This window comes from Faecalibacterium sp. AF10-46 (genome assembly GCF_003604105.1).
Taxonomy (GTDB): Bacteria; Bacillota; Clostridia; order Oscillospirales; family Ruminococcaceae; genus Faecalibacterium; species Faecalibacterium taiwanense.
This window is the reverse complement of record NZ_QVGY01000012.1, coordinates 68781-82836: the sequence shown is the minus strand read 5'-3', so window position 1 is coordinate 82836 and position 14056 is coordinate 68781. Positions and strand designations below refer to the sequence as shown.

Annotated in this window: 10 protein-coding genes; 2 read left to right on the top strand and 8 right to left on the bottom strand. The window is 59.5% G+C overall.

The annotated features are described in order from the left end of the window. Position 1: 1 nt before the first annotated feature. The 8 genes from DWV57_RS12310 to glgB all read right to left on the bottom strand — a co-directional run bounded on the left by DWV57_RS12310 (position 2) and on the right by glgB (position 11863). Positions 2-1054: an ABC transporter ATP-binding protein gene (locus DWV57_RS12310; RefSeq protein ID WP_120020939.1), complete on the bottom strand. Its 1053-nt coding sequence runs from the start codon at positions 1052-1054 to the stop codon at positions 2-4. Positions 1055-1066: 12 nt separating this feature from the next. Continuing rightward, a complete protein-coding gene (locus DWV57_RS12305) occupies positions 1067-2098 on the bottom strand; it encodes an ABC transporter permease (RefSeq protein WP_120020938.1) in 1032 nt (343 codons plus the stop codon). Continuing rightward, positions 2098-3039 carry an ABC transporter permease gene (locus tag DWV57_RS12300; protein WP_118526474.1) on the bottom strand — a complete coding sequence of 314 codons (942 nt, stop codon included), beginning with the start codon at positions 3037-3039 and terminating at the stop codon, positions 2098-2100. The genes DWV57_RS12305 and DWV57_RS12300 overlap by 1 nt, the downstream gene beginning before the upstream one ends. Positions 3040-3294: 255 nt before the next feature. Further along, entirely contained in the window at positions 3295-5328 is a 2034-nt protein-coding gene (locus DWV57_RS12295; RefSeq protein WP_243112358.1) for an ABC transporter substrate-binding protein, read from the bottom strand. A 154-nt stretch (positions 5329-5482) separates the two neighbouring features. Further along, a complete protein-coding gene (locus DWV57_RS12290; protein WP_097776453.1) occupies positions 5483-6844 on the bottom strand; it encodes a 4Fe-4S dicluster domain-containing protein in 1362 nt (453 codons plus the stop codon). 3 nt (positions 6845-6847) lie between these two features. After that, positions 6848-7822 (bottom strand): trigger factor, encoded by a 975-nt coding sequence (gene tig / locus DWV57_RS12285; protein ID WP_120020936.1) that lies wholly within the window; start codon positions 7820-7822, stop codon positions 6848-6850. 36 nt (positions 7823-7858) lie between these two features. Beyond that, a complete protein-coding gene (locus DWV57_RS12280) occupies positions 7859-9778 on the bottom strand; it encodes a hypothetical protein (RefSeq protein ID WP_120020935.1) in 1920 nt (639 codons plus the stop codon). Positions 9779-9913: 135 nt separating this feature from the next. Further along, positions 9914-11863, bottom strand: coding sequence for a 1,4-alpha-glucan branching protein GlgB (gene glgB / locus DWV57_RS12275; protein WP_120020934.1), 1950 nt, complete (start codon positions 11861-11863; stop codon positions 9914-9916). Positions 11864-12099: 236 nt separating this feature from the next. On the opposite strand from glgB, the gene DWV57_RS12270 reads away from it, so the two are divergent. Continuing rightward, the gene (locus DWV57_RS12270) at positions 12100-13458 is read left to right on the top strand and encodes an alpha-amylase family glycosyl hydrolase (protein WP_005944533.1); all 1359 of its coding nucleotides are present in this window, start codon (positions 12100-12102) and stop codon (positions 13456-13458) included. 79 nt (positions 13459-13537) lie between these two features. Continuing rightward, the gene (locus DWV57_RS12265) at positions 13538-14056 is read left to right on the top strand and encodes a transcription repressor NadR (RefSeq protein WP_005944532.1); all 519 of its coding nucleotides are present in this window, start codon (positions 13538-13540) and stop codon (positions 14054-14056) included.

The window sequence follows — 14056 nt, the reverse complement described above, 5'->3', positions numbered from 1 at the left end:
CTTACAGCCCCTCCTCTCGCAGCATTTTTACCGCAGCAGGCGGCTCGATCTTGGGTGCCCGGGGGTCCAGCAGCCATGTTTTGGCCTTGTGGGTGGGCGTTACCTCAAAGTAAGGCGGGCGCTTGACAAAATCGATCTTGAGCGCCTGCGGGTTGCGGGGCGCAAAAGCATCGCCGCGAATTTCCGCAAACAGGTTTGGCGGTGTGCCCACGATGTTGAACAGGTCCTCGCCCTTCACGCCCATCTGGGGCATACTGGAAAGCAGTGCCCATGTGTAGGGGTGGCGGGGATCGTAATAAATTTCGTCAGCAGTGCCGATCTCCACGATATCGCCTGCGTACATCACAGCTACGCGGTCTGCAATGTTTGCCACAACGCCCAGATCGTGGGTGATCATGACGATGGTCAGATCGTACTTGAACCGCATTTCCTTCAAAAGCTGCAAAATCTGGGCTTGAATGGTCACGTCCAGTGCGGTGGTAGGCTCGTCGCAAATCAGGATCTTGGGGCTGCAGGCCACCGCAATGGCAATGACCACACGCTGGCGCATGCCGCCGGAGAACTCGTGCGGGTACTGCTTAAAGCGCTTTTCCGGGTCAGAGATGCCCACATCCCGCAGGTATTCCAGCGTTTTTTCCTTGGCGGCAGCACCCTTTAAGCCCTGATGCAGGGCAACGGCTTCCATGATCTGTGCCCCGATGGTCTTCAGCGGGTTCAGGCTGGTCATGGGGTCCTGCATGACCATGGCGATCTCTCGGCCGCGTACCCGCAGCCAGTCCTTTTCGGTTCTGAGGTCAGAAAGGCGCAGCGGTGCACCCTCTGCCATGCCGTAGTAATCAATGGTGCCGCTGGTAATGGAGCCGTTGGCATCCAGAAGGCCCATGAAGCTTTTGGTGAACACGCTCTTGCCGGAGCCGCTCTCGCCCACGATGGCGAGCACTTCGCCCTGATAGAGGTCAAGGTCGATGCCGCGGATGGCATGCAGCACTTTTCCACGCAGGTTGAACTGGATGTTGACATCTTTTGCGGAGAAAATGAGCTGGTTGTGTTCCATGATATCCCCTCCTTACTGCAGATGGTTCTTCGGATCGGCAGCATCCGAGAAAGCGTTGCCGATCAGATAGAACGCAATGGTAACAAAGCTCAGGATGAGGGTGGGGTACAGCAGCTGGTAGCGCAGCCCGGCCTGCATCATCACCTTGCGGCCGTCGTTGACCAGGTTGCCCAGCGAGGGGGTCTCCACGGACAGGCCCAGACCGATGTAGGTGATGAACACCTCGTTGCCAATGGCTTCCGGGATGGTGAGGGCCATGCGCAGCATGATGACCGAGACGAGATACGGCAGCAGGTTGCGCAGCACGATGCGGATGGTGGGCGTGCCGATGCAGCGGGATGCCACATTGTAATCCCGGTCGCGGATGATGAGGATCTGGTTGCGGATGAAGCGTGCCATTTCGATCCAGCCCTTGATGGCCATGCCAAGGACCATGGTCCAGATGCTGGGGGTGGCTACATAGGAAATGAGGATCAGCACGATGGCGGTGGGAATGTTATCGAAGATGTTGTACAGCTCGGTGAACACAAAGTCCAGCCCGCGCACATAGCCCCACAGCACACCGGCGGTAATGCCCACCACAGCTTCGATGAGGGCCACGAAAAAGGCGATAGTCAGACTGGTGCGTGCACCGGCCCAGATGCGTGTCCACAGGTCCTGACCGATGGAGTTGGAACCCCAGATAAAGCCGTCCTGCCCGGGGGCGATGTTGCGGTACTGAATGCCGGTCACAGGGTCCACGGCGCACAGGTTCGGGTCAGCCTGGCCGGGCAGGTGGGGCTGGATGAATGCAAAGGCAACCACAGCTGCCAGCGCGATCAGCAGGGTCACGGCGAACTTGTTCTTGAAAAAGGCACGGAAGGTGCTGCCCCAGTAGCTGTAGTTGGAGCTGGCGGTGGCTTCGGCCTGCGCCTCACTGAATCCGGCGGGGGTGAACAGCTCATCCTCCGGCAGATCTTCCCAGCCGGTGCGGCGCTTTGCCTGAGCAGCATTCAGCTTATCCTCCAGCTGCTTCGATTTTTCGCGTTTCAGAAAAGAGAGCATCAGCGTCCACCTTCTTTCTTGCCAAAGTTGATGCGGGGGTCAATGAGCACCATGAGCACATCGCCCAAGATCAGGCCGATGATGCCCACGCAGGCGTACAGCAGCACGATGCCCTGCACCATGGTGTTGTCGTGGCGCTGCACACAGGTGACCAGTAGGCCGCCCATGCCCGGGATGCTGTACAGGCTTTCGATGTAGATGGAGCCGACGACGGTGTTCAGGAATGCGGAGGGAATGTACTGCACTAGTGGCACCATGGCGTTGCGGAATACGTGGTGCAGGGCGATATTGTTCTCGCTCACGCCCTTGGCTCGGGCCAGCTTGACGTAGTCCTTGTTGCTCTCGTCCACCATATAGCGGCGCAGCCACATGGCGTAGAACGCAAGGTTTGCAAGGCTCATGCTGCACACCGGCAGCACCCAATAGCGCCAGTCGGAAGCGTCGAACAGCAGGCCCACGCCCATGGCGGTGGTGCCGTACATCTGGATATACAAAAAGTACACTGCCGCAGGCACCGCCTGAATGAGCACGATGAATGCCGTGCCCAGCTTATCCGGCCAGCGGCCCTTATAACGGCCCATGACAAGGCCCAGCGGGATGCCCAGCACAAGGCTCAGCAGCATGGCCAGCACACCCATCTCGATGGAAATGGGCAGCTTCTGGGCAAGGATCCTGGTCACGGGAGCGTTGAGCTTGTAAATGTGGCTCACGCCCAGATCACCGTGCAAAGCGTTCACCCAGAAATGGCCGATCTGTACCGGCAGCGGGTCCAGCAGGCCCATGGACTGCAAACCGGCCTGGATCTGTGCCTCGGTCATTTTTTCGTAGTTTGCAAAGTAGCCTTCCACCGGCATGAGCCGCAGCAGGCAGAACACCAGCGTCACAATGACGAACAGGGTCAGAATGGAGCGCCCGATGCGTTTTGCGAGATATTGCACCATAGCTGTGCACCTCTCTTTTCGATTGAAATACAAGTAAATATAGCATACCGCAAATTGCGCCTTTTGGAAAGGGATTTGTGAGTTTTTGCGGGAAAATGAGGAGCAAACAAAAACTCCCTCAGCCTTTGCTGCGCAAAGCCAGCTCCCTCGGGGAGGGAGCCCTTGGCATGACGGGAAAGTTTCCGGTTTCGCCAGAGGCCCCATCCCAGAGGGGGCTGTCTGCGCAGCAGACTGGGGGAGTTTCCGATTCAGTTTTTACCGCGCATCCCGGTTGGCATTATACTCGTCCATGGAAACGTAGTGGTCGAGGATGTGCACGCCCTTCAGACGGTTGGTGGAAAGGCCTGTGGGCGCGTACTGGCCCTCCCACAGGTTCAGGCGGGTGGCAATGTAGGGCGGCACCGGCATCCCCAGCGGGATGACCAGTGCGTTCTCAATGAGAAAGGCTTCGGCATCCGCAAAGGCTTCGTACCGGGCATCCAGATCCTCGGTGATGGTCTTGGCGTTCTCCACCATGGACATGTACTGCATCACGAGGTCGGCGGTCTCGCCGGTCACGATGCCGTCCTCCACGCCGGTGCGCAGGAAGCTGTAGCAGGTGCCGCGGTCGCCGGCTTCCTGATAGAAGGGGTACACCTCGGTCTCGGGGTCGGAGTAATCGGCACCCCAGTAGTAGGACATCAGCTGGTAGGCACCCGCCCGGCGCACCGCGTTCAGGAAGTTGTCGGACGGACCCTGCGTGATGATGATGCTGATGAAGTCGAAGCCGTCGTTCAGCACGGCTTCCACCTGCTGCTTGAACACCTGACACTGCTTGTCCCAGTCCACCACAGCGGGGTTGTACGGATACTGGATCTTGATGGGGAAGGTGACACCGGCGGCGGTCAGCTCTTCCACGGCGGCATCACGGTACTCTTTGGCCTTGGCTTCGTCAAAGAAGTCGGAGAGGTTTGCAAGGCCGCCGCACTCAGTATAATCCACGCCTTTGCTGTTGGCACAGAAGGACGGCGGAGTGATGGTGTGCAGCTTGTAGTTATCGTAGCCTTCCGGCGCGGTGACGGCCAGCGTCACAGACGGATTGATGGCATACAGGAAAGCCCTGCGGAAGTTGGTGGAGTTGATGGCCTTGGCCCAATTGTCCGGCTCGTACTGGGCATCCACGCCGGTCACGGTCCAGTTTGAGAACTCGTGGCGGTAGGGCAGGAAGTTGAAGATGTAGAAGTAGCTCTTGCCGGTTTCCGGGCGCTCCATGGAAACCATGTCCTTGGTGGTGTCGTCGGCCAGCCAGCTGTCCAGAATGTCGGAGCTGATGGTAGCCTGATCGATCTCGCCGCGCTTGACCATCTCCGGGCCGCTGATCAGCTCTTCCTGATTGTAGATGTAGCGCACCGTGTCGATGTAAACGCTGTCGGCATCGTAGTTTTCGGGGTTCTTCTTCATCACCCAGTTTTCCAGCGGAGTGTACTCGGCCAGATAGAACGCGCCGCAGCTGCAGGCGGTCTCGGCACTGGTGCAGAACTGGTCGGCAAACTCCTCCAGCAGCGGGCCGTAGGCAGGCTCGTAGGGAGCATAGCTCAACAGGCTGAGGAAGCCAGGAAAGTCGAAGTTCAACGTGTAGGTCAGGGTGTGGTCGTCCACAGCCTTCACGCCCACTGTGGAAAAATCCACAGCCGGGTATTCGGTGGTGGTGCCGTCGGCGGCAGCGGCGGTCACGGTGCCGTTGGCATCAATGGCGTAGGTGGTGCCGTCCTCGGCCACGGTGCCGTTATTGGCGTTGTTGCGGTAAACGCAGTAGTTATAGTAGTCGTCCGCACCGGCCACATAGGGGGTGACAAGGCTTGCAGTGGAGGATGCGTAGTCCGGGTCCAGCACATAGGCCAGCGCATCCACAAAGTCCTGCGCGGTCACAGGGCCAAGCACCTCGCCGTTGCAGTCCACCCAGTTCTCATCCCGCAGGTGGAACGTCCAGGTCAGGCTGTCGGCATCCCACTCCCAAGCAGTGGCAAGGCCCTCCCGGATCTTGCCGCGGTTGTCGTACTCCACCAGCGTGTCGATGCACTGGGTGCCGTGGTAAAGGTCCGGGTCAGCTGAGCAGACCAGATAGTTCAGGGTGGCGGGCTGACGGGAATACAGCACGGTGTAGGTGGAGCTGCTGCCGGCAGCGCCGGTGCTGCCGCCATTGGAAGCGGAAGAGCCGCCGCAGCTGCTCAGCAGACCAGCCGCTGCTACAGAAAGGACGGCTGCGCCGCTGCCTTGCAGGAACTGGCGGCGGGAGATGGAATGAGCCATAGTAAAATCCTTCTTTCGTAAGATCTTGGCAAAAGCTTGCTTCGTGCTTTGGGATAAGAAAGGGGTAACGGAAATAGCTCCGTTACCCCTTTGTAACAGTCGGTGGCCACGGTGCGTGGTCTTATGGTCAGTATAGCATTGAATCTGTGCGCCGTCAATCGTTTTTCGGTGTGTCGGGCACATCCTTTTCTGCGGTGTTTTCCGGTGCGGCAGCAGGGGCTTCGTCCAGCGCGGCGGGGGCTGCTTTTTCCGGGGTCAGTGCTGTGATCACGGAACCGGCCGCAGCAGGCACGGCAGCGGCCACGGCGGTTTCCGCGGGGGCGGCAGCGGTCTCGGCAGAAACAGCGGCACCGGCTTCCTCCGCTGCCTTTGCGGCCTCCTCGGCAGCCTTTTTGGCTTCCCGCTCCTCCCGCAGCTGCTTTGCCTTGGCAGCGGCTTCTTCCTGCCGCTTTTTGGTGCGGGCCTTGATGCGGCACACGGTGCACACACCATCCACACTGCCCGGCGCAATGGGCTTGCCGCATTCCTTGCACAGGGTCTTGGTGCATTTGTGTACACTTACCGGGCCAAGGGTGGTGAGCTGGCGCAGCTTCATGCCGTCGATGCCATGGTTGGAGCAGGAGGCCACGCACACCTCGCACTCGCTGCACTTCCACGGCGTGATGACGATGCGGGTCTGGCCGTCGGGCAGGTCCTCCAGCTTCAGCGCACCGGCGCGGCAGGCTTTTTCGCACTTGCCGCAGCCAAAGCATTTATCGGTAAAGTTGGGCAGGTAGTAGCCGTACTTCAGCGGCGTTTCCATGGATGCCTTCAGCTGCTTTGTGCGCTGGTGCAGCAAAAGGCGGAAATCCACACCGCCGTCGTCCTCGCTGTGCAGGCCGGGCAGCATCTGCAGCAGCTTTTTGGTGCCGCTCTTGGAGCCGTGGCTTACCTGCTCAAACATTTCGCGGCGGCTCAGCTCCTTTACGTGATAGGGCGCTTCGTCCTGCTCGTAGGCCAGAGTGAACCGTGCCTCGAACATGGGCTGGCCAAAGAAATCCACAAGCCTTGTCAGCTCCTTGCGCAGCTGGGCGGCGCACAGGTCGTTCTCACATTCACCGCAGGGGGTCAGGTCCAGCACGATCTTTTTGTTCAGGGCAAGGTAGGCCAGCGTCTCCCATGTGAGGGCCGCAATACAGGTGCGCACCACGCTGTTTTTGCGGGTGGATTTTTCACAGCCGATCCAGATGGTGTCATTGTCGGTATCGGCGGCAGAGGTGTCCCGCTGCACCTGCTCCGGCGAAGGGATGATGCAGCCGCTGCGGCAGGCAGAGACGCACAGGCCGCACTCGGTACAGGGATCCCAGTCCTTCACAAGGTTCGGGCGGGTAAAGATCTGTTCGCCATAGGGGCAGATATCCTTGCACTCGGTGCAGGGCTTGCGATGGGGATGCAGGTTCCAGCACTGGCGGCGGTTGATCTCGGGATGGGTAGTTTTCATCAGCATATCCATCGCGGTGCGTGTAAAAAAGCCCATAGTTTACTCCTTTTCCACAACCGAAGTGATGTTTGCGTGGTCGATCAGGAAACGCTGCACCTTCTGAGTGGTCACGGCAGAGGCCACAGCGTCCCGGCTGAGCACATTGCGGATCTCGGCTTCCGGGGTATCGTGCAGCTTGGAAAGGCGGACGTACTCGGCATCCACCTCTGCGTTGGACACGGTGATCTGTTCGGCCTTGGCGATGGCCTGCACCGCAAGGATGCTGCGCATCTTGCGCTCGGCATCCCGGCGGAAGGCGGCGCGCACCTCGTCCGGTGTGGTCTGGCCTGCCTTGCAGTACAGCTCCATGGTCATTTTGCTGCGGCGCAGCCGTTCGCGCAGGGCGTTCATGTCGTGGTCGGCATTCTGGTCCAGAATGGCGTTATCCAGCTCCGCCGTCAGGTTGGCACCGGCCATGCCCAGCAGGGCGGCTCCGGCAATTCGGTCGGCGTTGGCCTCGTGGGAGCGGCGCTTTTTCTCGCGGATGCTCTCCTTCAGGGCATCCACCGTATCAAAGCCCAGTGTCTTGGCAAAGGCATCGTCCAGCGGTACAGGCTGCTTCTGTTCCACGGTGTGCAGGGTGATGGCGAATTGCGCCGTCTTGCCGGAAAGCTCCGGCACCCGGAACTCGGCGGGATAGGTAAAATCGAACCGGAAGCTCTCGCCTGCTTTGTGGCCGTACACGGCATCCTCGGCGGCGGGCATCAGCTGACCGGTGCCCAGCACCACGGTCACATTTTCCATTTTGCTTTCCGGGATGGGTGCGCCGTCCATGAAGCCCTCAAAATCCAGCGTGACGCGCATCCCGCGCGCGGCGGATTTTTCCACCGGTTCAAAGGGGGCGCGGGTGCGGGTGAGGTTTGAAGCCTCCAGCTCCACGGCCTTTTCCGATACCGGGCGCACCCGGCGGGTGAATTCCAGCCCCTTGTATTGGCCCAGCGTGACCTTGGGCAGGGCGTTTGCATTCTGTTCCATGGGAAATACTCCTTTTATATCCAAAGCGTTTGCAATTTAAAGTCCATGTCCGGCAAGCCAGGCTTCCGCCACCTGCGAGAACATTTCGGGGTAGAGCGCATCCTCCTGCGCGAAGGCATTCAGATAATACTCCACCTCAGCCCGGTCGGCAGGCTCGGTGCGCTCCCACACGGTGAACACGGTGCCGTTGCCCATGTCAAAGCTGGCGGCCTGCGTAAAGTGCGCATCCCGCGCGGCGCAGAAGAGGGCATTCCACCGGCCGGAGAGCTCACCGCCGCTGACAAAGGTCTGGGGGAGCGGCTCTGCGGTGAGCACGTACTTTGCCTCGAAGAACCGCACCGGGAACTCGTGGGTGCCCGGGATGGAGATGCCGGCGGCCAGCTTGCCCTGCAGCTGGATGTCCGGCAGGGCGGCGTACTGGAACATGTCCGAGTTGTACAGCATATCGTGGGGGATCATGTAGGCGAACTCGCCCTTTTCCGCATCGCAGTGGGCATCGATCCAGTCGTCCACGCGCTGGATCTGGGCGGCATCGGTGCGGTCGTAGGTGAGCTTGTCCAGCCGGACGAATTCCGACACGGCCTTGAGGGGAAAATGATCCACCACAAAGCCCGGCAGAGCAACGGTGGTCAGCGGCGAGCAGCGCACGGACACCGCAAACACCATGGTAAAGCCCCAGTAGCAGAGCTTGACGGCGGTGTGCTTTTTCAGGCCGTCGGCCAGTGCGGCGGAACCAACGAGGAACAGCAGCAGCCACCCAGGCACGAACAGTAGCATCTGGTGGGAGCCGGTGTTCTGTACCCGGGTAAACAGCACAAGGCTCACCAGCAGCTCTGCCCCTGCAAGGCAGGGCAGGGCAGGCAGACGGCGTTTTGCGGCAAACCACAGCCCCATTCCGATGAGGATGAAGTTCAGCAAACCGATGCGCAGTGTCTGTGCGGCCAGCTCCAGCGTGATGCCGCCGAAGTTGTAGTAAGAGTAGCGCCCGGCGTAGTCAAAGCTTAAAATTTTGCGCACCATGGGCAGAAGCAGCAGCACCATGGCCCCGGCCGCACACAGGCCGAACACCACCAGCCGTACCATGCGGTGCACAGCGCGGCTGGGTTGGCCATCTTTTGCCAGCCGGATGCTGGAAACTGCCAGCATCAGCACGTAGGCAAAGCAGTAGCCCACCACAAAATATAAGTACCAGCGCCGGGTGAGGATGATGCCCGCCGTGGCGGCGAAGATGAGCAGATAGCGGGGCAGGTCGATGCCGTCAAAGCGGTAGTCCAGTGTGAGCAGCATAAGCATGAAGGCAAAGATCAGCCCGAACCAGTCCGGCTGGCCCAACACCGCCGACATGCGCACGAACGGGAAGGTAGCGCACCACGAAAAGCCGATGAGGAAATACCAGAACCGGTTCTTTACCCGTAGCATCCGGCCCACCTTGACCGTCAGGCCCGCCAGCAGCACCAGCAGGCTGGGCAGTACGCTGAATACCTGACAGAATGCGTAGTCGTCGCCGGTCTTGCCGCTCAGGCAGAACGGAAACTCGGTGAACAGGGTGATGAAGCTGGTGTAGTCCTCGGTGATGGAATCGAGGAGGAAACGGAAGCCTGCACCTGCGCTCTGTGCAAAGGCAGCTTCGGCATGATACTGCTTTAAAATGTAGTTCACATAGTCCCAGTGGTAGAGGAAGGTGCGGCTGCCGAGGACCCAGTAAAAGTAAAGCACGGCCGCTGCCCACAGGCCCACCAGCACCGCCTTGTGGAACAGGTCCAGCTCCACACCGGCCCGGCGCAGCACCAGCAGCGCCAGTGCAAACAGTGCTGCATTGCACCACAGGCTCACCAGCGGGAAAAACAGGCTGCTGCCCGGTGCGGCAAGGCCGAATACAATAAGCGCCAGTGCCCCGGCAGCAAGGCCCAGCCAGACCTTGCCAAGGACAGACAGACGGGAAACGATTCCACTCATCCCAAAAACCTCTCAGCTGCAGAATATCACAGCTACAGTATAGCAAGCAAAATCTGCACTGTCCAGCCGCTGTGCACGGAAAACAACAAAATGTCCCGCCGCTTTGAACGCAGACGGGACATTTTGAAACGAATATTACTTGTTGGAATTGGCTGTGGCCTTTGTGCTGCGGGCAGCGCGGCGCTTTGCGTTCAGGGCTTTGTTGGCGCTGATGCGGGCTGCATCGGGGTTCGGGGCCTCCGGCGCAAGGCGCAGCAGGCAGCTGCCCATGGCAGGTAGGTCTACTGTAAGGGTATAGTCCCGACCAAACACACCGCCATCGGTGGTGTGAAGCTTTGTCTTGCGGCGGCCCTTCAGTGCACCGCCCCACTCGGGGGATTCGGTGTTCAGCACCTCCTCGGCACTGCAGGGAAAGCGCAGATACAGCGGGAACTTTTTGTGGGCGTGGTCCTGCGTGTTCATGATGCACAGCAGGTTTTCGCCCCGGCCCTTGCGCAGCCATGCGTACACGCCCTCGCTGCGGCTCTCGCAGGCCACCCACTCAAAGCAGTCGGGGTTGTACTCGCCATCGTAGAGTGCAGGCTCAGTGGAATACACCCGGCACAGGTGGGCAAAGTATTTCTGGAACGCATCGTGGAAGGGGTATTTCAGCAGGTCCCAGTCCAGCTCCCGTTTTTCGTCCCACTCCCGGAAGTGTCCCATCTCGTTGCCCATGAAGTTCAGCTTCTTGCCCGGGTGCATGTACATATAAAAATAGAGGGTGCGCAGCTGGGCGCATTTTTCCGCATAGGTGCCCCACAGCTTATCAATGATGGTCTTTTTGCCGTGCACCACCTCGTCGTGGCTCAAGGCCAGCAGATACAGCTCGTTGTAGAAGTAGTGCATGCTGAAAACGATCTTGCCGTAGGCATTTGGCCGCTCACCGAAGGGGGTAGCAAAATAGTCCAGCGTATCATGCATCCAGCCCATATCCCACTTGTAGTCAAAGCCCACGCCGTCGTAGCGGGTGGGAGCTGTCACCTTGAGGAAGTTGGTGGAGTCCTCGGCGGTGTAGATGCCGGTGGGCCAGAGCTCGTTCAGGCCGTGATTCAGGCTGCGCAGAAAGTTCACGGCACCCTCGTTCACGCCGCGGTTCGGGTCGCCCTGCCAGTACAGCGCGCGGGAGATGGCATCCATACGGATGCCGTCGCAGTGGTATACGTCCATCCACAGGGCGGCAGCGCTGTTCAAAAAGCTGCACACCTCCCGGCGGTAGTAGTTGAAGTTGCAGGTGCCCCACTCGCTGTGGCCCACATCGCTGTCGTACTCGTAGAGGTAGGTGCCGTCAAACTTTGCCAGAGCGTCGGCGTTAGCGGCAAAGTGCACCGGCACAAAGTCCATGATGACGCCGATGCCCATGCGGTGGCAGGCGTTGACGAAGCCGGCAAACTGGGCGGGGGTGCCGTAGCGGCTGGTGACGGAAAAATAGCCGGTGGTCTGGTAGCCCCAGCTGCCGTCGAAGGGATGCTCGGCCAGCGGCAGCAGCTCCACATGGGTAAAGTGATGGTCCAGCAGCCATGGAATCAGCTCCTTGGCCAGCTCCTCATAGTTATACCAGCCGTCTGAGCCGTCCTCCTGCTTGCTGCCGGGCTTGTGCCGCCAGCTGCCAACGTGCATCTCGTAGATGTTCAGCGGGCGGTTGCGGCATTTGTCGCGGCGCTCCATCCATGCGCTGTCGTCAAAGTGGAAGTCCATCTTTGCCAGACGGCTGGCTGTGCCCGGCCGCAGCTCGGTGGAAAATGCGTAGGGGTCGCTGCGCATCACCACACTGCCGTCGGCACCATGCACCCGGTATTTATAAAGGTCGCCCTCTGCGAGGCCGGGGACGAATGCGCTCCACACGCCGGTATCGGCTTTTTCCATGGGCACGCCTGCCTCCCAGCCGTCGAAGCCGCCGCAGACTTCCACTGCCGTGGCACCGGGGGCCCACACCGCAAAGCGCCACCCTTCGGTGCCGTTGTCAGAGCAGGGATGCGCACCAAGGATGCGGTAGGCATCAAAGCAGTCTCCATTGAAGAATTCACGGGGAATGGCGGGGTAATTCATGCAAAGATCTCCTTACATTCTATGATAGGCAGCGCCCGGCGGCACTGCATGTGACACAGGTGTTTGGGCAATATATCCAATAAAAACAAGACGAAATGGGGCACAGTAGCTGATATTCTTGTAGATTCTTGACAAAAATCAGCAAAAATTAACATGTTTTACAGATTCTGTGCTATACTATTCCTGCCGCCGCAGTGGGCGGAGGCTGATTTTTTTGTATGGGAGCGGTATGAACAATGGCTTGGTATGACAACGCGGTATTTTATCACATCTATCCTCTGGGGCTGTGCGGCTGCGCACATGAGAACGATGGGCAGGCGGTGCCCGGTGCGTTTAATAAACTGAACGCATGGGCTGAGCACGCAGCGGACATCGGCTGCACGGCCATTTATATCGGCCCGCTGTTCGAGAGCGGCTCCCATGGCTATGACACCATCGATTACCGGCTGGTAGACCGCCGTCTTGGCACGAACGCAGAGTTCAAGGACTTTGTGGCCCGGTGCCATGCCCGGGGCCAGAAGGTGATCGTGGACGGCGTGTTCAACCATGTGGGCCGCGATTTCTTTGCGTTTCAGGATCTGAAGGCAAACCGCGAGAACGCCCGCTATAAGGACTGGTTCTGCGATGTGAATTTCTGGGGCAACAACGAGTACAACGACGGCTTTTCCTACGGAAACTGGGGCGGCTTCAATCTGCTGGTCAAGCTGAACCAGCGCAACCCGGAGGTGCAGAACTACCACTACGATACCATCCGCTTCTGGGTGGATGAATTTGACATTGACGGCATCCGTCTGGACGCAGCCGATGTGCTGGACTTTGACTTTATGCGCGGTCTGCGCCGCCTTGCCAACGAGGTAAAGCCAGAGTTCTGGCTTATGGGCGAGGTAATCCACGGCGATTACAGCCGCTGGGCAAACCCGGAGATGCTGCACTCGGTGACCAACTACGAGCTGCACAAGGGCCTGTGGAGCGGCCACAACGACCACAACTATTTCGAGATCGCCCACACCATGCGCCGTCTGCAGGGCCTGTGCCACGATACCCGGCTGTATCTGTTCTCGGACAACCACGATGTGGAGCGCCTGCCCAACAAGCTGCGCAACCGGGAGCACATCCGCCACATTGCAATTCTAGTATATACGCTTTGGGGCATTCCGTCCATCTATTATGGCTCAGAATTTGGCATTGAAGGCAAAAAAGAGTGGGGAAGCGACTGGCCGCTGCGCCCCTGCCTGGAACTTTCCGACTTCAAGGACGCTGAGACCACCAATCCTGTCACCAGCGTGTATGCCGCACTGGGCAGACTGAAGGCGGAGCTGCCGGAGCTGACCGACGGCGAGGTGAAAGAGCTGCAGCTCACCACCCAGTGCTATGCCTTTGCCCGGGTGCTGGATGGAAAGGCCTGCGTCGTGGTGCTGAACAACGGCGACAGTCCCGCACAGCTGGAATTCCAGCTGCCGGTGGAGGCATCCTCTGCAAAGGACCTGTTGGCCGACACGGTGGGCGCACAGCCCGTTTTGACCAGCATGGAGTGGGGCCGCATGAAAGTGCAGCTGCCCTCCAATTATGCTACCATCCTGCAGCTGGAAAAGTAAACGCATTCTTGCATGATCCGCCGTCTTTTGCTACAATAAGAGCATAATACCGTAAAGCGGAAAGGAAGCTTTGAAAACCATGAATGCAGCGCAGCGCAGAGAATCCATTCTGAAACGGCTCAGCGGGGCCGAAGCACCGGTCAGTGCCAGCGCACTGGCGGCTTTGCTGGGGGTCTCGCGCCAGATCGTGGTGGGGGATGTGGCTCTGCTGCGGGCAGGCGGTGCGCAGATCGATGCAACGCCCCGGGGCTATCAGCTGCACCCGGCGGAAAAAGGCTATACCGCCATTCTGGCCTGCGTGCACAGCACCGAGGACGAGATGCGCACCGAGCTGTACACCGTGGTGGATCAGGGCGGCATCGTGGTGGATGTGGCCGTGGAGAACAGCCTGTATGGCGAGCTGCGCGGCAACCTGAACCTTGCCAGCCGCTACGATGTGGACAACTTCATCCAGCAGGCCAAAGACACGCCGGAAGCGCTTTTGAGCCGCATGACCGGCGGCGTGCATCTGCACACCCTGCACTGCCCGGATGCCGGGAGCTTTGAGCGCATCAAAAAAGAGCTGGAAGAAAAAGGCATCCTATACCGCAAGGAGTGA

Bases quoted from the DNA above. Each gene is read 5' to 3' on its own strand.
- DWV57_RS12310 (WP_120020939.1), bottom strand. From the start codon at position 1,054: ATGGAACACAACCAGCTCATTTTCTCCGCAAAAGATGTCAACATCCAG.
- DWV57_RS12305 (WP_120020938.1), bottom strand. From the start codon at position 2,098: ATGCTCTCTTTTCTGAAACGCGAAAAATCGAAGCAGCTGGAGGATAAG.
- DWV57_RS12300 (WP_118526474.1), bottom strand. From the start codon at position 3,039: ATGGTGCAATATCTCGCAAAACGCATCGGGCGCTCCATTCTGACCCTG.
- DWV57_RS12295 (WP_243112358.1), bottom strand. From the start codon at position 5,328: ATGGCTCATTCCATCTCCCGCCGCCAGTTCCTGCAAGGCAGCGGCGCA.
- DWV57_RS12290 (WP_097776453.1), bottom strand. From the start codon at position 6,844: ATGGGCTTTTTTACACGCACCGCGATGGATATGCTGATGAAAACTACC.
- tig (WP_120020936.1), bottom strand. From the start codon at position 7,822: ATGGAACAGAATGCAAACGCCCTGCCCAAGGTCACGCTGGGCCAATAC.
- DWV57_RS12280 (WP_120020935.1), bottom strand. From the start codon at position 9,778: ATGAGTGGAATCGTTTCCCGTCTGTCTGTCCTTGGCAAGGTCTGGCTG.
- glgB (WP_120020934.1), bottom strand. From the start codon at position 11,863: ATGAATTACCCCGCCATTCCCCGTGAATTCTTCAATGGAGACTGCTTT.
- DWV57_RS12270 (WP_005944533.1), top strand. From the start codon at position 12,100: ATGGCTTGGTATGACAACGCGGTATTTTATCACATCTATCCTCTGGGG.
- DWV57_RS12265 (WP_005944532.1), top strand. From the start codon at position 13,538: ATGAATGCAGCGCAGCGCAGAGAATCCATTCTGAAACGGCTCAGCGGG.